The sequence below is a fragment of the Methanosarcina sp. KYL-1 genome, from assembly GCF_024372725.1.
GTDB lineage: Archaea > Halobacteriota > Methanosarcinia > Methanosarcinales > Methanosarcinaceae > Methanosarcina.
Genome location: NZ_VOUA01000006.1, coordinates 38,794 through 58,861, shown reverse-complemented (window position 1 = coordinate 58,861; position 20,068 = coordinate 38,794). Strand labels below are relative to the sequence as shown.

Genomic DNA, 20,068 nt, shown 5'->3' with positions numbered 1-20,068 from the left:
TTAGGAAGAAAAACATTAAAAAATAATTATTTGAACTTTTGAGCTTCTAATAGACTTATGCACAACATGAGCGGCCTAATTTAAGAAATACTGACTAAAATAATTAGCTTTATCTTCTATTGATTATATACAAAACATGTCTATTTATTCCTCAGTGTGGAGCTTGTGGGAATGAAAGCTATCTGCGGTATTGGAATCCTTGTGTTTATGCTTATAGCGATGGGCACTGCGGGTGCAACGACCTTTTATCTGACTGAAGTAAATGATGACTACAGTTACGGTGTAAATATTACAGTAAAAGTCGATTATGAAGGTAACATTATACGTGTTGAGGTAATTGAGCCCAAAAATGAGGGCAACATTTCAAATGTGGACTTGAAGCAGATCTGGATCTTTAACCCGGATAATCCGGTTCAAAAAGTAAGCGATAAATCGGTTGCAAGGAATAAATGGGAGTTTAGTTCTTTAAAGCCTTACAATGTAGCTAATTTTGGGATTTTCACAACATCAATTTACCAGAAAAATCATAAATATAAGACCACCGGTCCCATAGAAATCAAACTGCAAAACAATGTGGGAAGTCCTGAAAACCCTGATGGTTACGGCATCGCTGCCCATGTTTCATTTAAAAAAGGTAGTGAGCCCCCTTCCACAATTTTGATTAAAAAAGGGGATAAAACCGGCGAAGTGGATTGCAGCGGCAAAGTTGCCGGCTAGCTTACCGGATCGGATACTGACGGCACGGGTACCGGAACCAGCATCCCGGAATTCCCTTCAATGGTTATGCCTGTTGCGGCAATAATCGGCATACTGTTCATTTCACAGAGAAGAAAAATCAAATGAATCTCCGGCTTTGCATTAAGGAAGAACTGAAGAAATCTCATTTTTCCAGGTTTTTCCTATCAGGGCCGGGTTTGTCTTGATTTTTACTTTTATCTTTCAGCTTTGGCTTTCAACATTAGCTTTCAACATTACCTTTTAACCTTAACTTTTAACCTTAGCTTTCAACCTTAGCAGTATAGCTTGATTTTGGCATTTAGATTTTAGGTTCGGACCCTTATACTTCAACTTCATCGAGATTTAAAGCTTGTCTGCAGACAGAGAACTTCATTCAGACACCCCTATGAAAAATAAAATAATAGTGAGATAAAAATACCCCTAAAACCATAATATACAATAAAACCAAAGAGATTAGCACCATGACCCCCACAAACCGGGAAAATCCCGTACACCCGAAATTCATCGTAGGCATCGAACCCCCCACCGACAGGACCGAAAAAGCCCTCTGGTTCGCGTTCCGGGGCCGCGAGATTCTCCTGAAGGTGCACAAGAACCCGGGAGCTGTCCCGAAAATGCTGGACTTCGGGGAACTCGGGGTGCCGGCGGTCAGGGAGCAGTACCTGGGTACGCTTGAGGGAGTGCACTGCTACTCTGTGGAACTTTCCGGAGACACTCCTGCTCCCGAAGGGATGGAATTCCTGGACCTCCGGCGAGCTTATTCGGAGATAAGTGAAGGGTGTTTTGAGCTTGTTAACAAGGCAGTCCAGATCATGGAATGGGACCGGACCAACCAGTTTTGCAGCCGCTGCGGGGCAAAGACCCTGCAAAAGCCCGGAGAGAGGGGAAAGGAGTGCCCGAACTGCAGGGAGCTTTTCTATCCCAGGATTTCGCCGGCTGTGATCGTGCTCATCAGAAAGGGCCACGAGGTTTTACTTGCCAGGTCCCCGAATTTCCCGCCCGGGATGTACAGCCTGATTGCCGGGTTCGTGGAGCCCGGGGAGTCGGCTGAAGCTGCGGTTGCCCGGGAAGTCTGGGAAGAAGTAGGGCTCAGGGTGAAAAATATTACCTATTTCGGGACACAGGCCTGGCCGTTTCCCAATTCCCTCATGATAGGGTTTACTGCGGAATATGATTCGGAAGAAATCCGGCCCGACGGGTTTGAAATCGAGGACGCAAAATGGTTTTCGGTAGAAGAGCTTCCGGTCCTGCCGGGGAAAATCAGCATCTCACGTAAGTTAATAGATCACTTCCTGGAAGAAGAGGAGATAGTTGAGAAAGAAAACAGAAGGTAATAAACATTGCAAGAAACATTAGTAGAACAAATTAAAACTGAGTCTTCCGGGAGACACACTTATATCATGTGAAAAAGCCTATCTATTCCTATGTCAAGGAAGTTACGAGATTCAGCTTTTCGCTTATTGAAGAAAGCAGCCGACGATATAGAGAACGAGAGGTATAAAAAGGCCTTTGAAAACCTTGATAAGGCCGAAAAGATCGCAGAAGAAGTAAAGGACCCTGAGATTTCATACCATCTCCTTTTTTTTAAAGGTTTTGCAAAATACAGAATTGACGAACTCGAAGAGTCACTTGCATTTTTCGGAAAGGCACTGGAAATTAGCTGGGAGATGTTTTCAAAAGAACCGGAAAAGGAAGAGTACCGGTCCTTTATAGGAGACACGATCGGAAGCATCGGAGATATCCTTTCGAAGCTCGAAGACCCCGATAAAGCAAAAGACTACATCTATCCGATGGAAGAGCTTTTTGAAAAAGCGGTCCTGGGCTTTGAGAAGTTATTGGAATCCGATCCCGAAAATCCAGGGTACCTGGAAGAGTTCCTGGAAACGATCGAACACATAGGGCTCTGTTTTGAAGCCGGGGAATTAATCGAAGACTCAATTCCACTTTTCGAAAAAAAATTCGATCTCATTGAGAAATTGCTCAAAAGCGAAACCGAAATGTCCGAACACCTCAGCAGCCTTGATGATTCGCTTATGAATTTTGGACGGATCTGTGAGGAAGAGGGGTATTTGGAAGAGGCAAAGCACGTTTATGACCGGGCAGTGGAGATCTACGGGAAAGTCCTCGCCAAAGAACCTGAAAATTCCGAAGCCAAAGTTTACCTGAGTTACACATACCGTTATCTTGCCGATATGTATTCGGACCTGGAAAATCTCGAAAAGGCGGAGGAGTGCTATAAAGAAGCATTGGGACTGCTTGAAAGCGAGATCGAAGAAGAACCTGAAAATATTGAAGCTTCTGAAAACATTCCGATTTCCAAAAACATTCCGTTTTCTCTGGCCCTTGCAGATATGTACAAAGATTCGGGCTTAATATTTTCAGACACTGAGGAGACCGAAAAATCCAGGGACTACTATACGAAGGCAAGGGAAACTTTCCGGGGACTGATGGATAAATACCCGGACCTGCTCGGAACCGATAAAAACCTTGCCAATTCTTTAGATGAACTTGCAGAGCTGTTTTCTGAGATAGGAGACCCTGAAAGTGCAGAAACCTGTTATAAGGACGAACTGCAGGTCTATGAAAACCTGCTGCAAAAAGAACCTGAAAACCCTGAATATCCCCTGAAACTTTCCGATATCTACCGGGACCTTGGAGACCTTTTTGCGGTAGAGGAAGAAATAGAAAAGGCAAGGGCTTATTATGAGAAGGAAATCGAAATCTACGAAAACCTTCACCCCAAGGATGCCGATAAGCTCATGTTAGAAGCTAATAAGGCTGATACCTGGAACCAGATCGGAAAGCTCTATGCGGAAGAGGAGCCTGAAACTGCAGCGCAGTACCACGAAAGGGCTCTCCCCGTATTTGAAGAAGCCTTCGAATCGGCTCCGGATAGCGAGTTTTTCCATGAGGGGCTGCTCGAATCACTGACCGGTCTGGGCCTGCTGTTCAAAAAGAATCGGGAATTCGAAAAAGCAATCCGGGCATATGAAAGGGTCCTGGAAGTCCAGAAACAGCTCCTTGAACTGATGCCTCCGGAAAGCTGCCATGCGGACCATGAACATGAACATGAACATGAACATGAACATGAACATGAACATGAACATGAACATGAACATGAACATGAGCTGGATATGGAAACTACATACTTTGAACTTGCAGTGCTGCATTCCGAACTTGGGAATGAGGAAAAAGCCGGCGCCTACCACATGCAAGCTCTTGAAATATTTGAACAAATAATTGCCGAACATTTTGAGGACCCGGAAATCATAATCCTTACATCAGGCAAGGCATTCTTTTTAGGAATGTCCCTCCTTGAAAAACTGGAGTCCGAAAAGAAGGACTCAAGCGTTGCAAGAAAATACTATGAACTTGCCCTCCGAACCGTTGAAAAATTATATGAAGCCTACCCGATGAACCTGGGACTTCAGGAAATGCTTGCCAGTTTTGCCGAACAAATCGGGGACATATACAGGGATGCCGATAAACTGGAAGAAACAATCCCGGAATATGAATATGCATACAGAAGCCTTAAAATCCTGTATGAGAGAGACCCTGAAAACCCCATGCACCTCCAGCAGATGCTTGGAGTGCTGAATAATCTCGGGATAGGGTATTCGGTTACTGATAAGCAGGAAAAAGGAAAAGAGTGCTTTGAAAAAGCCCTGGCCCTTAACGAAAGCCTGACAGAATCCAACCCCGAAGACCTTGTTCCCCTGAAAAGAAATTTTATGCTCTTCAGCAACTACGCAAATCTCCTTGAAGAAACGGGGAACTCCGAAACTGCAAAAGAATACCGTAAAAAAGTTGAGGAAATCGGCGCAAAACTGGCAGAGGAAGACCCGGAATGGGTTTCCCCGCTTGAAGAGCCCTGATATCAAAACCATAAGAATCCGCGGGCACTCGCTGCCCCACCCAATTTTTTATCAGCCTCGAAAAACCTACCACAGGCTCAAGGCTCAGCCGCCTCAACACAGGCTGGGACCTGAATATTTCTTTCTATAACCCTCTTTCCTTCTATAACCCCGCAACGCCTAAAAATGAAAAACCCTTACTTGATAACAGTAGGTTTTACACCTTAATAATGCATTAATTAAGGTAAACTCAAATCTAACTCAAATCTAACTCAAATCTAACTCAAATCTAACTCAAATCTAACTCAAATCTAACTCAAATCTAACTCAAATCTAACTCAAATCTAACTCAAATTCTGTATCAGGAGGGACTCATACGGCAAGCAAAGTCTATTTCGCAAACCTGAGGGCGCAAAACCCCCGGGATAACAAAATAAGTAAGATCCAGCGGCTTTTTGATGCTGCAGGTTTTGTAGAACTTTTAGGGGTAGACGACCTCACGGCAATCAAGGTCCATTTTGGGGAATACGGAAACGATGGGTACATCAACCCTGTCTTTGTCCGGCAGGTAGTGGATAAAATCCGGGCCGCAGGGGCAAAGCCTTTCGTTACGGACACGAACACCCTCTACTCCGGGAGCCGGCACAATGCGGTTGACCACCTGACAACAGCTATCGAACACGGTTTCGACTATTCAGTGGTCCGGGCTCCTCTTATCATTTCCGACGGGCTGAGGAGCCAGAACATTGCAGAAGTCGAGATCCGGCAGAAGCACTTCAAGTCCGTAAAAATCGGGTCCGACATCGCTGCCGCCGATTCCATGGTCGTGATGTCCCACTTCAAGGGGCACATCGTAGCAGGCTTTGGGGGAGCAATCAAGAACCTGGCCATGGGCTGTGCGCCAGCAGCCGGAAAGAAGGACCAGCACTACCCGACAAGCCCGCATGTGGTCGAAGCAAAATGCATTGCCTGCGGGAAATGCGTGGAAATCTGCCCTGTAGGAGCCGCTTCAATAGAGGGAGATTCATCAAAGCTTGATCCGGGCATATGCATCAGCTGCGGGCAGTGCATGGAAGTTTGCCCCGAGGACGCTATTGACCTGAACTGGGAAACCGATATCCCGGAATTCCTGGAGTGCCTTACCGAATACGCATACGGTGCAGTAAAAGGAAAAGAAGGAAGGGTAGGCTACATCAATTTCCTGCTCAAAATCACCCCGGACTGCGACTGCGTGCCCTGGAGTGACGCACCCATCGTGCCTGACATAGGGATCCTTGCATCAATTGACCCCATAGCCCTCGACCAGGCAAGCTACGACCTGGTAAACAGGCAAAAAGGGCTCGCAGGCTCTTTCCTTCAGTGCAACCACGAGGCAGGGGCTGACAAATTCAAAGGGGCCTGGCCAAAGGTCGACGGGACACACCAGCTTGCATACGGGGAAAAGCTCGGGCTTGGCAGCAGGGATTATGAACTGATTGAGATTTGAATGGGGTGCCTTCCGGGCCTCTCCCCTTCAATATTTCAATTTCCCTAACGTTTTTTCAGAATCCGGGTTTCAGCAGGTCACGTGGAACATTGCGATGTTTTTCCCCTTGCTCCTGTTCCAGAGCTTGATCGCTTTCGGGGTTGGCAGGAGTTTGACCTTGCATTCCTTTTTTTCGAAATACTCCCTGGCTTTCTTTGAAAGTTCCACATACCCGGTCTGGCCGGTTCCCAGGATTAACCTTCTGGCCCCTGTTTCATAAATGTGCTTTGCTTCGGCAAGCGAGACTTTATGGGAGGTCCCGTAAAGTTTTTTTGAGAGCTTTTTCCTGCGTTTTTCGACCTGGCCGTCCAGGCGGATGAGAATGTCATACTCGAAGGTTTTCCCCTTAACCGTAATCGAACCAAAACTTGTAGAATTAATTTTTGGCTTCATGTCTTCCCCCTTTCAAGCTGTATATTTCAAAGTCTTTTATACTTTCAAACTGTACATTTCAGAGTTGAATTTAAGAGTTGCACAATTTTGGCATTTCCGGAAACTGTAAAAACAGAAAGAATCTACTCCGGATGCAGAAACAGGGATCTCTGCAGGAAGAGAAGACTGCAGGAAGAGAAGACTGCAGGCAATATTGTATATGAGACTACAGGCTTATTACCCTGCAGGAAACAATTGCACAGGACACAATACTGTCACATCCATTTCCATAATCCCATAGTAAGGAACAGGGGGTTCCGTATAATGATTCACGAAGCCATGTTTTATGAAAAGCTTGCCGAAAACAAAGTCCGCTGCAGCCTCTGTGCCCACCGCTGCAAAATCGCCCCCGGAAAGCGGGGGATCTGCAGGGTCAGGGAAAACTGTGAAGGATCCCTTTTCTCCCTGGTCTACGGGGAAGTCGCAAGTGAAGCTGTGGCTCATATCGAAAAGAAACCCCTTTACCATTATTATCCGGGTTCCAGCGCGTACTCCGTCGGGACCATAGGCTGCAACTTCAGGTGCAGGCACTGCCAGAACTGGAGGCTTTCCCGGGCAGTCCCGGAAGACGTCTACCTGGCAACCCTGAGCCCCCGCCAGCTTATCCTGCAGGCAAAGATGGCTGGCTGCCAGTCAGTCTCCTGGACCTATAACGAGCCCACCATCTGGTACGAGTACACCTATGACGGGGCAAAACTTGCAAAGGAAGAGGGGCTCGGGACAAGCTACGTGACAAACGGGTACATCACCCCTGAAGCCCTGAAGCGGATTGCACCTTACCTGGACGCCTTCAGCGTGGACATCAAGGGTTTTTCCGAAGCATTCTACCGGGATGTTTGCAGTGCAAAACTGGCTCCGGTCCTCGAAGCAGCCCGGCTTGCAAAAGAGCTCGGGATCCATGTGGAGGTCGTAAACCTGGTCATCCCCACCCACAACGACTCTCCCGACGAGCTCAGGGAACTTTCCAAATGGGTCTACGAAAACCTGGGGAGAGACACCCCTCTTCACTTCAACCGCTTCCACCCCCACTACGAGATGAAGGACCTGCCTCCTACCCCCGTAAAAACCCTCGACGACGCGCGCTCGATTGCAATTGAGGAAGGGATGCGCTTCGTGTATGTGGGCAATGTGCCGGGCCACCCCCATGAGAATACTTACTGTCCGGAATGTGGGAGCCTTTTGATTGCAAGAGGGTTTTTCGAAGTCCAGGAATATAACATAAGCCCTGAAAAGACCTGTCCGAAATGCGGAGAAGCCATTCCTATCGTAGGGGAATATGCCGGGAAGAAATAAGCCCCTGAAATCTCCTGAAATCTCCTGAAATCTCTTGAAATCCCTGGAATTTCCGGTCTGGCCCGATGCACTAAAAACCGACATTAAACGGCTGGAGTATCCGGTAAATAGAAATGAAACTAAACCTTTTTCGATAAGATTTTCAGGTACCGGCACTCTCACCGGCCGACGAAGGAGGCCGGCCTTTTCCATAAGTGTAGAATATATATGGATAAGAAAAAGAGTATCCAGATGTGTGTAAAGTATATTGTGATTAATAGAAAAGTCATCGGAGTGACTTAAAGACGTATCGGGACTACCAAAAAGAGTATCTCAAAAAGAGTATCCAGATGACTGAAAAGAAAAGTTCTGCAAAAAATATAAGGATTCAATTTGAAATTAGTGCGCTAGCAGTCACAATCTAAAAAATACATTTACCAATCTTATTTTTAACTTCTTTTTGGAAGAGGCGCCGCCAGGCAAGCTGGCGGGGGAACCCTGCATCGCCCGCGACGAATAACGGTTTATAGGGGCAAGGGAAGCACTTCTCACGCCAGGCGGAGTATTTCTCCATATAATTCAGGTTTTTCCATGTATTCAGGTGGTTCTTGTTTTTTTCCTGGCTGGTAGGAAGGTTGTAACCACATTTTCGGTGGGAAAACAGAATAGGAAGATGCCATCAGAAGGCTTCGAAATAACATCAGCAGATTAATCGAGGGCCACCTGATTTTTTATGTAACTTTATATACGAAGAGCATTATTAGATGCACTGGCGCTGAAGCCTATTTAATAGGCTTGATAAGAAGCCAGAGAAATTAGTGCAAATTCAAGCTCATGTGAACTGAAGGAAAGATTCTGAAAAATTATTTCCTCTTTTACTGTCTATTATTCAAGCAGTCATCATTCAAGTAGCCGTCATTCAAGTAGCTCCACTTAATTCACATCCGATTCCGTTTAAGAAAGGAATCAATAATTTGAGCTTCCAGGCAACCCAGCAAAACATTATATCAACAAAACGGTTTATCAGCAAAACGGTTTAAATCTAAATCGAATAGAACTAAAATTCATAATTTTCACAATCAGGAGACTTAAAAATGGAGAACGTTCCCAATCTGAATCTTGACGAAGTCAAGATGAATAAGCTGAACGAATTGCAAGCTCTGGGCGTAACGGTTTTCCCCCAGAAATTCGAACGCACCGATACAATTGCCGCAATCAAGGAAAAACATGCGGAAATCGAGCATGAAAAGAGTGAGGATAAGGTCATAACTTCCGGCAGGGTCCATGCAATAAGGTCCCACGGAAAGACGATGTTCGTCGATATTGCGGATGCCAGCGGCAAAATCCAGGTGTATGTCAGGAAAAACGATATTGGCACCGAAGAGTTTGACCTGTTCAGCAAACATATCGACACCGGTGATATTATCGGCGTGGAAGGGAACGTTTTTCGGACGAAGCTTGGGGAAATAACCATCTGGATGAACGGGTTTACAGTCCTCTCAAAGTCCATCTGCTCCATGCCCGAAAAGTTCCACGGCTTAAAGGATGTCGAGACCAGGTACAGGCAGAGGTACCTTGACCTTATCATGGACGACGGGGTAAAGGACATCTTCAGGAAGAGGAGCAGGATCCTTTCCCTCCTGAGAGGCTTCCTTTCCGAAAAGGAGTTCATGGAATTCGAAACCCCGGTCCTCCAGCCGGTCTACGGAGGGGCAAACGCCCGGCCTTTTACGACCTACCACAATTTCCTGGAACAGAAGCTCTACCTGAGAATTGCCCCGGAACTCTACTTAAAGCGGCTTGTGGTCGGCGGGTTTGAAAAGGTCTTTGAGATTGCAAAGAATTTCAGGAACGAAGACATCGACACCTTCCACAACCCTGAGTTCACAATGGTCGAGATCTACGAGGCCTACAGCGACTACAACGACATGATGGACCTGACGGAAGGCATCATATCCCACATAATCCGGGAGACCTGCGGAAAGGCTGAAGTCCCGTTCGGGGAGCAAACAATAAACTTTGCAAGCCCCTGGCAGCGCCTCACAATGGAAGAAGCCGTAAAAATCTACAGTGGAATCGACGTCCTGCAGACCCCCCTTGAAGAACTCAGGCGGATTGCGGAAAAGGAGAAGATGGAAGACTTCGAAAAAGCCGTCACCGTCGGAAACTACCTGGTGCTCTTCTTTGAACACTTTGCAGAGAAAAAGCTCATCAACCCGACCTTCATCCACGACTTCCCCCTGGAAAACTCCCCCCTGGCAAAGTCGCACCGCAGCAAGCCCGGCTATACCGAACGTTTCGAACTCTTCATCGCAGGTGCGGAAATCGCAAACGGGTTCTCCGAACTCAACGACCCCCTCGACCAGATGGACCGCTTCCAGAAACAGGACGAAAAGCGCCGTATGGGCGACGTCGAAGCCCAGATGATCGACTACGACTACATCAACGCCCTGGGCTACGGGATGCCTCCGACAGGCGGGGTGGGGATCGGCATCGACCGGCTGGTCATGCTTGCCACGAACAGCAACTCCATAAAAGAAGTAATCCTCTTCCCCCAGATGAAAATCCTGAAAGCAAAGCCCTCAAAGGACGAAAACGCCCCGGTTCCCGCTGAAGGGCCTGAAGGGCCTGAAACCCCGGGACTTGAAGCAGCCCCCGAAATGCCTGCAGCTCCGGAAGCAGCGGTTTCTTCAGAACCTGTTCAGGAAAATTAATGTCAGATCCGGACCTGGCTTTCAACAGGTTCCGAAAAGCGCAGCTGCCTGTAATATCCAGGCATCTCAGCTGACAGAAGTTGTTTCCCTTAAACGGAGGGAATTCCAGACCCGGTTTTTCCGGGATGGAGTTTCCAATCCGGTTATTTAAAGTTGATATTTATCTTGTTTTTCTGTTATCGTTTTTTTATTGATTTGCGATTTCATAGATTCGATTTTTTTGATTTACGATTTATTGTTTACGATTTCATTATGTTCGATTTTTTTGATTTACGATTTATTGTTTGCGATTTTATTGATTTGCGATTTCATATATTCGATTTATTTAATTGCTTTCGGGTTCATTACTCTCGAGTTCATTGCTTTCGATTTTATTGATTTTACGCTTCAATAACTGCCCTGTATCAAGAAGCCTCAATTTTTGTAGTTGTTATTTTTAAGAAATGATAGATTTCGAAAGTTTTATCAATGTTGAATATTTTCTCTTATTTGTGCATAAAAATGTTAGAAATATTAATAATATATGCTAATTAAGTAATATAAAATTTTAATTTGTGTTTATTTAATTTAATAAAATGTGCATAATGGAAGATTCCTTTGCTTATTGAAAAAACAAAGTCCCGAAAAGAGGTACAAAAATGAAAGTTCTTGTATGCGGAAAAGGCGGAAGCGGCAAGAGCACGCTTACGGCCCTGCTTGCAAAGGAAATGGCAAGAAAGGGGTACAATGTGCTTGTAGTGGACAGTGATGAGTCGAACTTCGGGCTGCACCGGCAGCTCGGAGTGGAGAAGCCTGAAGACTTCATGAATTACCTGGGAGGAAAAAAGGCCCTGGGAGAAAAAATGAGGCAGGCATTTCAGAAAGGAGAATCCCCGGAGGTTTTTGGGGACAAATGGAAAATATTCGACATCCCTGAGGCTTACACCGAGGAAAACGGGAAGATAAAACTGATGGCCGTGGGAAAAATCCATGATTTCGGGGAAGGCTGTGCCTGTCCTATGGGTGCGCTGGCCAAACACCTGTTGAAAAACATAGAAACCACATCTGAAGACCTGGTACTTGTGGACACCGAAGCAGGCATCGAGCACTTCGGAAGAGGGGTTGAGGAAGGGTGCGACCTCATATTGATGGTGCTTGACCCGTCCTACGAGTCTATCCGGCTTTCAGGGAAAATTGGGGAACTGGCTGAAAAAGCCGGAAAGCCGTGCTATTTTGTCCTGAACAGGGTGGACATAATCGGAAAACAGGTGATGATTGAATCCATAGGCGAGGCAAGGGTCCTGGCTGCAGTCCCTATGGATGCGGAGGTTTTCAAAGCGGGACTTTCGGGAGAAGAACTCGAGGTCATGCTGCCCGAAATAGAGTCAATTGCCGATTTCCTCGTTTCGGGAACCGGGGCCTGAAATTGTGTGAGGACCCCGGATCGGCGCTCACCTCGAGAATATCGCAGAGGTCTACGAGTTCAAGGCTTGCATAAGCACACATTCCGGGGTCCCGTATGTTGTGCCTTTAAAACAGCCTGAAATTGCCTGAGTCAGCGGGATTGAGGCTGGAAACATCCAGGGCCTTTAAATCCAAACAATGTGAAGAAGAGAGATTCCCCCGCCAGCTAGCCCAGGAAGTGCTTCACTTTACCCCGGAAACTTTTTTTCATTCTAATTGAGATAGGAATTCTCCGCCAGCTTGCCTGGCGGCGCCTCTCGGGCATTCCAATAAAGCATTTAGTCATCGTGATGACCTTTATAGTTATTATGTTGATCTTAGTAGTTATTCAGATGACCATAATAGTTATGGAGATGACTTGTATAGCCATCCCCTACACATTTTATGGAAAACCGAAGCTGCAAAGCAGTTGGTGAGAGCGGCGGTACCTGAAAAGTAAATTGAAATTTATGAGGGATTGAATTTCCTCCGAACTCTACGAAACGAAGAGGGAATTGCCCCTGAAAATTGCTTTCCAGACGATCTTTCACTTTTACGGATCTTTTTACATTCCTCATTTTGAGTAACACTTTAGATTAACGCCGTTTACATATCTTATTATAAGAAAACTCTTTTATCATATTGAGTATTACAATAATTCTAAAAATTACTATTTGTCAATATTAAATATATTGCAATTTTGGAACTTTAAAAAATACATTAATCGTGAGCCCATAAGTACCTGATTGGCTGGAATGTTCCGAATCCCGGCAGGAGAATGAAAGCTCCAGGTCCTTACCGTATCCGAATCAGGGATTCATAGAAGAGTTATCAGGAAGTGGGATCGGGGATTCCATTTCTTTACTAAAAAATCTCCCTTAAAAATCCCCCTGCACCAACTTCACAAAAAAGAGGATGTACCATGAATAGGAAGTTAAAGTTCGTTTTGCTCACTTTCATGCTGTTCGCCGTGATCAGTGCCAGTGCCTGCATCGGTGGAGATGAGGAAGGAACCGCTAAAGGTGCGGATTCCGAAGTCTCTTCCCAGGAACTAACTGTAGGAATCAGTACGGATGTCAACAACTGGTATCTTGACAAGTTTCCGGACGGAGACGGGCGTTTTGTCTGGTCCCAGATCTATGAGACGCTGGTCAGGCTTGACCCGGACCTGAATATTGTCCCGGGGCTTGCGGAGTCCTGGGAAACCCCTGACGACGGAAAAACCTGGATTTTCCACCTCCGGGAAGGGGTAAGCTTCCATGACGGAACGCCTTTTGACGCTGAATCGGTTGTCTTTTCCTACACCGAGCAGGCCTATGTAAGGCAGGCGGTGCTGAGGCCCATAGTAAGCGTGGAAGCCCTTGACGCCCATACCGTAAAGTTCGTGCTGGCAAAACCCACGCCTCTGCCTTTCTACCTGACCCATGTAGCCTGGCCTATAATGAGCCCGACTTCTGTTGATTCTGAAGGAAACTTTGTAAGCCCGGTCGGGACCGGTCCTTTCAAGTTTGAAAGCCGGGTCAAGGACCAGGAAATCGTACTTTCGCGCAACGAGGAGTACTGGGGCGAAAGACCAGAACTCGAAAAGGTGACTTTCAAGGTGATTCCTGAGGCTTCCACCAGGGTTATAGCGCTCGAGACCGGGGAAGTGGACATGATCCTCAAAGTCCCCGAATATGACGTTTCAAGGCTCGAAAGTGAAGATGGTATAGAGGTATACAGGAAACTTACTACTTTCACCGATTTCCTGCAGTTTAACTGCGAAAAAGCTCCTTTCAATGATAAATCGGTCAGGCAGAGCGTTGCATATGCCGTAGATACGGAGATAATTACCAGCGAGGTGCTTGAAGGTGTCGGGAAAGCCGCAAATGGAAGGGCTTACTCCCCGGTCATGATGTACTCCAACCCCGACCTTGAGACCTATTCCCGGGACCCTGAGATGGCAAGAGCCATGCTTTCGGAAGCCGGCTGGGAGGATTCTGACGGGGACGGCATAGTGGATAAGGACGGAGAAACCCTGCATGTGACTCTCCTGGTCAGCAAGGGGGAATGGGCATCCAGGCACAACCCTATGGCCCAGGCAATCCAGGGTGAACTCGCAGAAGTTGGAATTGATACGGAAATCAAACTTCTGGAAGGAGGGGCCATTACACAGCTCGAAAACTCCGGGGACTTTGACATAATCATCCGCAGCGGGTACTTTGTCTGGGGCCCCTATCCGAGGCATTTCTTCGTGCACCATTCCACGGCACCGCGTTCCCACTACCAGAATGCGACCTACGATGAGCTCGTAAACGCAGCTGACATGACCCTGGATGAGGATAAGCAGAGGGAACTTTACTATGCCCTGCAGGACTTCGTGATCGAAGAAGTCCCGGCATTCTACCTGGTCCACGAAGAAAAAATCGTAGCAGCCAACTCCTATGTGAAAGGATACACCATCACCTCCGAGGACCCCTGGTTGAACCTTGAGGGAGTGTACCTGGAAAATGAATAATTTCGAAAAATGAATAATTTCGAAAAGAAACGAATCGCTGTGGAAAGGGGTGAAAGTCCTCACTCTTTCCACTTTCATTTTATTTTAGGCTCGTTTGCTTCTATTCGTATCTGAGGAAAACCGGACCGAGAAAAATGTGGAACTACATAGCAAAACGCCTGCTCCTGATTTCTATAGTGATCTTCGGGGTGACGCTCATCACCTTCTCTGCGATGTACCTTGCTCCCGGGGACCCTGCCGAGGTCATTGCTATTGCCAGGTACGGGCAGGACCTGAGCGCCGAACAGATCGAAGCCGTAAGGGAAACGGAAGGCCTCAACTCCTCGGTCTATATCCAGTACCTGAACTGGCTTGAGCATGTGCTGCACCTGGACTTTGGGAGGTCGCTTATAAGCTCTGACGATATCCTTGAAGAGATCCTGCTGCGCCTGCCTGCGACTGCCGAACTTGCCCTGGCAAGCCTGTTTCTCTCCCTTCTGATCGCCATTCCTGCAGGGACCCTGAGCTCCCTTAAGCAAAATACCCTGCTGGACAATGCCTGTGTTTTCACTTCCCTGCTCGGGGTTTCTATCCCCAATTTCTGGCTCGGGCTTCTTTTTATCTGGCTTTTTGCCCTGATCCTCCGCCTGCTCCCGAGTTACGGCTACGGGAGCCTGGAAAACCTGGTCCTGCCCGCCCTGACCCTTGGCACTTCCATGGCTGCGGTGACGACCAGGCTTACCCGCTCCAGCATGCTGGAAGTGCTGAAACAGGAATACATTGTTGCAGCCAGGGCCAAAGGGCTTGATGAGCGGACGATCCTCATCAGGCACGCCCTCAAAAATGCGCTCCTTCCGGTCCTCACCTTTGCCGGGATGCAGCTGGGCTATCTCCTGGGCGGAACCGTGATCGTGGAGACAATATTTGCCTGGCCGGGGCTTGGAAAGCTGCTTGTGGATTCCATCTTTTCACGGGACTTTGCCATGGTCCAGGGCTGTGTGCTCTTTATTGCCGTGTTGTTTTCGCTTTCAAACCTGGCAGTGGATATCCTCTATGCGGTGCTCGACCCGCGGATAAGGTATGACAAACATGACTGAAACGGGCAACATGACTGAAGTGGGTGGAGGTGCATAAGTATGACAGGAAAAAGACTTAATATTCGGCAATTCCGGAAAAACAGGCTTGCAGTGCTGGGAGTCCTGCTCATCATCCTGCTCTCTTTCCTTGCGCTCTTTGCCCCCTTTATCTCCCCCCACAATCCTCTCGAGCAAAAGCTTGACAGGAGGCTTGAGAATTCCTCTTCCGAATATCCTTTCGGGACAGACGACCTGGGGCGCTGCATTTTTTCAAGGGTAGTCTACGGCACAAGGGTTTCCCTCGGGATCGGAGTTCTCGTGGTTGCTGCAACCTCAATTGCAGGTACGCTGCTAGGGGTGCTTTCCGGGTACAGGGGAGGCCTGTTTGACGAAATCGTAATGCGGGGCGTGGACATAGTCCTTGCGTTTCCGAACATTATTCTTGCCCTCGTCATTGCGGGGCTACTTGGTTCCGGTTTTTCCAATGTCGTAATTGCCCTTTCTCTTACCCAGTGGCCGGTCTACACGAGGCTTGTCCGGGGGCAGGTCCTGTCCCTGAAAAAAAGGGCTTTCGTGGAAGCTGCAAGGGCGCTTCGGGCTTCGAACTTCTATATCATGCGCAGGCATATCCTTCCCAACTGCATGGAAAGTGTGGTAGTGCTCGGAACCCTCGAAATTGCCCACGTAATCATCTTTGCGGCAGCCCTCAGTTTCCTGGGGCTAGGGATCCAGCCGCCCACGCCGGAATGGGGCTCCATGCTGAAGGCAGGCATTCCCTATCTCCGCAGTGCTCCCCACCTGACCTTTTTCCCGGGCTTGATGATCATGCTCACGGTCCTGGCCTTCAATTTCGCCGGAGACGGGCTCAGGGACTGCCTTGATAAGGGGACAGACCGGGAGGTGATGGCTGGATGAGCCTGCTTTTGGTAGAGGACCTGGAAGTCTCCTTCAGGACCACCTGGGGCCCTGTGAAAGCCAATGAGGGCATTTCCCTGGTGGTGAAAGAGAGAGAAATCCTTGCCCTCATAGGAGAAACGGGATGCGGGAAAACTACTTTTGGGAAAGCTCTTCTGAGGCTGCTTTCGAGGAACGTGAAGATCGAAGGCAAAATCCTTTTCCTGGGACGGGATTTGCTTGCACTCCCCGAAAAGGAAATGAGGCTCGTGAGGGGCAAAGAAATCGGGATCCTGCTCCAGAACCCTTCCCTTTCCCTGAACCCCGTGCTTTCCATAGGTGACCAGATCGCCGAAATCTACCGCTGCCATGAAAACTGCGGAAAAAAGGAAGCCAAAAAGAAAGCCGGAGAGATGCTCGTACTCGTGGGAATCGACCCCTCGAGAAAATCCGAATACCCGCACCAGTTTAGCGGGGGCATGCTCCAGAGGGTTATGGTTGCCATGGGGCTTGCCCTGCGTCCCGGGCTCCTGATTGCCGATGAGCCCACCAAAGGGCTCGACCCGCAGACGAAGCAGCAGATTGCAGACCTGATTTCCGGGCTTGTCCGGCAGGAAGGGTCTTCCATGCTCCTGATCACCCATGACCTGGAAGTTGCGGAGAGAATTGCGGACAGGGCTGCAGTCATGTATGCCGGGGAAATCGTGGAAACCGGAGAAGCAGGGGAAATATTTTCCAGCCCGAAACACCCCTACACCCGAGCCCTCCTGGAATCCCTGCCCGGAAAGGGGCTTCGTTCCGTTCCCGGGCAGAGCCCGAGTTTTGTTTCTCCTCCCCCGGGCTGCAGGTACCACCCCCGCTGTGAATTCCGGATGGAAGCCTGCCCGAAAACCCGGCCCAGACTCCTGGAACTTGAGGGAGGGAGACAGGTCAGGTGCCTGCTCTATGAAAAAAAGACCGGGGACGAAAAGGGAGGGAAGACACGATGCCGCTCTTAAAAGTCGAGAACCTGAAAAAGTATTACAATTCCGGGCTCTTCCGCAGGCAGGTGAATCGGGCTGTTGACGGTGTAAGCTTTGAGCTTGAAAAAGGCAAAACCCTGGGGCTTGTCGGGAAAAGCGGCTGCGGCAAATCCACACTAGGCAGGACGGTCCTGAGGCTGATGGAGCCCACGGCGGGAAAGGTCTTTTTCGAAGGCAGGGACATTTCCGGGATGAAGGGCAGGGAACTTAAAAGGCTCGGGACCGAAATGCAGATTATTTTCCAGCATCCCGAATCTTCCCTGAACCCGAAGATGAAGATTTACGATTGCATTGCCGAGCCCTTAAGGATTCACGGGCTGTGCGGGAAAGAAGCCGAAGAAAGTAAGATTCTGGAACTGATTGATGCAGTTTCCCTTAACGAGGAACTGCTTTTTCGCTACCCGGGAGAACTCAGCGGAGGGCAGCTCCAGAGGGTGGTCATTGCCCGGATCCTGGGGCTGAGGCCAAAATTCATTGTAGCGGACGAGCCCACCTCCATGCTTGACCCCCTTGTACAGGCTCAGATCCTCTCCCTGCTAAAAAACCTCCAGGAAGACTACGGGATCAGTTTCCTGTTTATCTCGCATGACATGGAAGTCGTTGAATGGATGAGCGATGAGATTGCGGTTCTGGAGGGAGGAAAAATAATCGATTTCAGGTGACTTTCTTATGGTTTCTATGATTTCCGATTAATTTCCAATTGATTTCCAATTGATTTCCGATTAATTTCCGATTAATTTCCAATTGATTTCCGATTAATTTCCAATTGGTTTCCATCGGTTTCCGATTGATTTCCAATTGATTCTTTCATATTTAGCAGTTACGTGCTTGCAATTACATTCAAGGCAAGGACGAAAAGAAAGCGTAAAAGGAGATTGAACATGAAAGTAAAGAACGAACTAATGGAAACCCCGTCTGTGGGTGCAGACCGTTTCTTCAAGATCATGGACGACTCGATCAGGGGACTTAAAGAGTACCGACTGATCGTTACGGCTCTTGAACTTGAGGTGTTTGAAGCTCTGAAAACCCCTCTTCAGGCAGGGGAGCTTGCCGAAAAACTGGGATGCGACCCTGTGTTAGTTCCCCATTTCTGTGAAGCTCTCGTCAGCCTCGGGCTTCTGGACAGGTTTGAGGAGATAGCTGAGGTTGAGAAAGAGAGTAGGGAATACGAGGGTGAAGACAGAGCTGAAAAAAACACGGTTTCCCCCTGGTATGTGAATTCGGAACTTAGCACTACATATCTCCTGAAAGAAACTCCGTTTTCCCAGCAGCAATACCTTTCCGAAATGTCCAGGAACGTTGCACGCTGGGCCCGTTTGCCCGAGCTTATGAGGAAAGGACCCGAAGTTGTCGATAAAGGTCCTTTTTTCTGGGGGATTATCAGCTGCATGGCTGAAAACGCACGTTGTGGATTGCTCCAGGAAACCGTCAGGACGGTCATGGAAAATGTTGATCTCGGAAAGGTCCGGAAACTCCTGGACATGGGAGGAGGGCACGGGCTCTACGCCATTGCTTTTGCAAAAATGAACGAGCAGCTTGAAGCTTTTGTATTCGACCTTCCTCCGGTAACCGTAAAGACGAAGCAGTACATCGAAAAATACGGGGCTTCCAATGTGGATGTAGTTCCAGGGGACTTCTTTAAGGATGAACTCGGGACAGAGTACGACCTTATCTTCTCATCCTCTAACCCGGGCGGCAAGGTTCCCAAACTTATCCCGAAAATCGCTTCAGCCCTGAACGAGGGAGGGGTTTTCGTAACCCGGCAGTTCTCGGAAGAAAATACGGAATCAAATCCCCTCCTCAACCTGGACTGGAACCTCTGGACTTTTGAAGACACGAAAAAGGGCGGCTCAGGCTACAGCTTTGAAAACAGCGTACCTTTCAACGAATATATCGAGATGCTGGGGGATTACGGGCTTGAAGTCTTCAGGACCCTGGATATGAAATGTGGGTCAAGGATGGTGTTTGCAAAGAAGCAGGTGTGAATTGTAAAGAAGCAGAGGGGAGCAGGGGAAGCTTAACAGAAGATAAGAGATTAATAGGGAAGTGCGTCAGGAGGGAAAAGGATTGAGAGGAAAAAAATGGGCAGTCCCTTAATATTCAATCGCTTGCCCCTCCCTCAGGCTCACTACCCTGAAAATAGACCCTGAAGTTAATGGACCAAAAGCAAGCAAGATCAAATTTACTTGATTTAATCGCAAATCCATTTTTTAAAAAGATACATATAACAGGTATTCCCAGTAGTATATGGTAAATAATATCCAACTTTACTGGAGATAATGGAAAATGACTATCTGGGAATATGACATTAAAGCAGTAAGGTTCAATGAATGGTCCAAGACAAAAGAAGACCTTAACAGCCTGGGGGTTGAAGGCTGGGAACTCATAAAGTTTGCAGACGAGATTGATGACGACGGCATGATAGCGGCTGTTTTTAAAAGGCCGGTCGATTACGTTGATTCTTCATTCTGAAACTATTTTTTTGTGAGTCCTATTTTGCAATCTTCCGGCCTTGAGCTCCTCATTATTTTATGCAAGTTCTGCAAGGGCTTAGGAATCGATTATATCTGTTTTTGTGCGTAATTGCGATTCCGGGAGGGCAAACTTCTTTTGAGTTTATGCTTTCCGGATGCAGGCTCATTT

Annotated in this window: 15 protein-coding genes and 1 pseudogene; 15 read left to right on the top strand and 1 reads right to left on the bottom strand. The window is 47.8% G+C overall.

Translation table 11 applies throughout. The features are described from left to right. The first annotated feature begins 156 nt into the window (after positions 1-156). From FTO70_RS06590 to FTO70_RS06575, 5 genes are all read left to right on the top strand, one after another. Complete coding sequence (locus tag FTO70_RS06590; RefSeq protein WP_255334951.1) at positions 157-717, top strand: hypothetical protein; 561 nt, start codon at positions 157-159, stop codon at positions 715-717. Between the two features lie 66 nt (positions 718-783). Further along, positions 784-843 carry a hypothetical protein gene (locus tag FTO70_RS18025; RefSeq protein WP_369694343.1) on the top strand — a complete coding sequence of 20 codons (60 nt, stop codon included), beginning with the start codon at positions 784-786 and terminating at the stop codon, positions 841-843. Positions 844-1,199: 356 nt separating this feature from the next. Beyond that, the gene (gene nudC / locus FTO70_RS06585; protein WP_255334950.1) at positions 1,200-2,072 is read left to right on the top strand and encodes an NAD(+) diphosphatase; all 873 of its coding nucleotides are present in this window, start codon (positions 1,200-1,202) and stop codon (positions 2,070-2,072) included. Between the two features lie 90 nt (positions 2,073-2,162). Continuing rightward, the gene (locus tag FTO70_RS06580) at positions 2,163-4,613 is read left to right on the top strand and encodes a hypothetical protein (protein WP_255334949.1); all 2,451 of its coding nucleotides are present in this window, start codon (positions 2,163-2,165) and stop codon (positions 4,611-4,613) included. 382 nt (positions 4,614-4,995) lie between these two features. Continuing rightward, positions 4,996-6,078, top strand: a complete 1,083-nt coding sequence (locus FTO70_RS06575) for a DUF362 domain-containing protein (RefSeq protein WP_255335029.1) — start codon at positions 4,996-4,998, stop codon at positions 6,076-6,078. A 69-nt stretch (positions 6,079-6,147) separates the two neighbouring features. Here FTO70_RS06575 and FTO70_RS06570 read toward each other — a convergent pair whose 3' ends face one another. Then, positions 6,148-6,510: an Mth938-like domain-containing protein gene (locus tag FTO70_RS06570; RefSeq protein WP_255334948.1), complete on the bottom strand. Its 363-nt coding sequence runs from the start codon at positions 6,508-6,510 to the stop codon at positions 6,148-6,150. Positions 6,511-6,813: 303 nt separating this feature from the next. Between FTO70_RS06570 and amrS the strand changes: the two genes are divergently transcribed. The 10 genes and pseudogenes from amrS (at position 6,814) to FTO70_RS06520 (ending at position 19,897) form a co-directional block, all read left to right on the top strand. Continuing rightward, a complete protein-coding gene (amrS, locus tag FTO70_RS06565; protein ID WP_255334947.1) occupies positions 6,814-7,842 on the top strand; it encodes an AmmeMemoRadiSam system radical SAM enzyme in 1,029 nt (342 codons plus the stop codon). Positions 7,843-8,915: 1,073 nt separating this feature from the next. Continuing rightward, complete coding sequence (gene lysS, locus FTO70_RS06560) at positions 8,916-10,535, top strand: lysine--tRNA ligase (RefSeq protein WP_255334946.1); 1,620 nt, start codon at positions 8,916-8,918, stop codon at positions 10,533-10,535. A 629-nt stretch (positions 10,536-11,164) separates the two neighbouring features. Continuing rightward, positions 11,165-11,938 (top strand): annotated as a pseudogene (locus FTO70_RS06555) (P-loop NTPase); the annotation flags it as partial. 941 nt (positions 11,939-12,879) lie between these two features. Next, complete coding sequence (locus FTO70_RS06550; RefSeq protein WP_255334945.1) at positions 12,880-14,454, top strand: ABC transporter substrate-binding protein; 1,575 nt, start codon at positions 12,880-12,882, stop codon at positions 14,452-14,454. Positions 14,455-14,588: 134 nt separating this feature from the next. Then, positions 14,589-15,530 carry a nickel ABC transporter permease gene (nikB, locus tag FTO70_RS06545; protein WP_255334944.1) on the top strand — a complete coding sequence of 314 codons (942 nt, stop codon included), beginning with the start codon at positions 14,589-14,591 and terminating at the stop codon, positions 15,528-15,530. Positions 15,531-15,569: 39 nt separating this feature from the next. Continuing rightward, complete coding sequence (gene nikC / locus FTO70_RS06540) at positions 15,570-16,424, top strand: nickel ABC transporter permease subunit NikC (protein WP_255334943.1); 855 nt, start codon at positions 15,570-15,572, stop codon at positions 16,422-16,424. Next, positions 16,421-17,401: an ABC transporter ATP-binding protein gene (locus tag FTO70_RS06535; RefSeq protein ID WP_255334942.1), complete on the top strand. Its 981-nt coding sequence runs from the start codon at positions 16,421-16,423 to the stop codon at positions 17,399-17,401. The genes nikC and FTO70_RS06535 overlap by 4 nt, the downstream gene beginning before the upstream one ends. Continuing rightward, positions 17,389-18,087, top strand: coding sequence for a dipeptide/oligopeptide/nickel ABC transporter ATP-binding protein (locus FTO70_RS06530; protein ID WP_255334941.1), 699 nt, complete (start codon positions 17,389-17,391; stop codon positions 18,085-18,087). The genes FTO70_RS06535 and FTO70_RS06530 overlap by 13 nt, the downstream gene beginning before the upstream one ends. A gap of 219 nt (positions 18,088-18,306) precedes the next feature. Further along, a complete protein-coding gene (locus FTO70_RS06525; RefSeq protein ID WP_255334940.1) occupies positions 18,307-19,410 on the top strand; it encodes an acetylserotonin O-methyltransferase in 1,104 nt (367 codons plus the stop codon). A 301-nt stretch (positions 19,411-19,711) separates the two neighbouring features. Continuing rightward, complete coding sequence (locus tag FTO70_RS06520) at positions 19,712-19,897, top strand: hypothetical protein (protein WP_255334939.1); 186 nt, start codon at positions 19,712-19,714, stop codon at positions 19,895-19,897. The last annotated feature ends 171 nt before the right edge of the window (positions 19,898-20,068 follow it).

What these genes read in the sequence shown, in the direction of transcription:
- FTO70_RS06525 (WP_255334940.1), top strand. Translation starts at nt 18,307, where the DNA reads ATGAAAGTAAAGAACGAACTAATGGAAACCCCGTCTGTGGGTGCAGAC.
- nikB (WP_255334944.1), top strand. Translation starts at nt 14,589, where the DNA reads ATGTGGAACTACATAGCAAAACGCCTGCTCCTGATTTCTATAGTGATC.
- FTO70_RS06520 (WP_255334939.1), top strand. Translation starts at nt 19,712, where the DNA reads ATGACTATCTGGGAATATGACATTAAAGCAGTAAGGTTCAATGAATGG.
- FTO70_RS06535 (WP_255334942.1), top strand. Translation starts at nt 16,421, where the DNA reads ATGAGCCTGCTTTTGGTAGAGGACCTGGAAGTCTCCTTCAGGACCACC.
- FTO70_RS06550 (WP_255334945.1), top strand. Translation starts at nt 12,880, where the DNA reads ATGAATAGGAAGTTAAAGTTCGTTTTGCTCACTTTCATGCTGTTCGCC.
- lysS (WP_255334946.1), top strand. Translation starts at nt 8,916, where the DNA reads ATGGAGAACGTTCCCAATCTGAATCTTGACGAAGTCAAGATGAATAAG.
- FTO70_RS06570 (WP_255334948.1), bottom strand. Translation starts at nt 6,510, where the DNA reads ATGAAGCCAAAAATTAATTCTACAAGTTTTGGTTCGATTACGGTTAAG.
- nudC (WP_255334950.1), top strand. Translation starts at nt 1,200, where the DNA reads ATGACCCCCACAAACCGGGAAAATCCCGTACACCCGAAATTCATCGTA.
- amrS (WP_255334947.1), top strand. Translation starts at nt 6,814, where the DNA reads ATGATTCACGAAGCCATGTTTTATGAAAAGCTTGCCGAAAACAAAGTC.
- FTO70_RS06530 (WP_255334941.1), top strand. Translation starts at nt 17,389, where the DNA reads ATGCCGCTCTTAAAAGTCGAGAACCTGAAAAAGTATTACAATTCCGGG.
- FTO70_RS06580 (WP_255334949.1), top strand. Translation starts at nt 2,163, where the DNA reads ATGTCAAGGAAGTTACGAGATTCAGCTTTTCGCTTATTGAAGAAAGCA.
- nikC (WP_255334943.1), top strand. Translation starts at nt 15,570, where the DNA reads ATGACAGGAAAAAGACTTAATATTCGGCAATTCCGGAAAAACAGGCTT.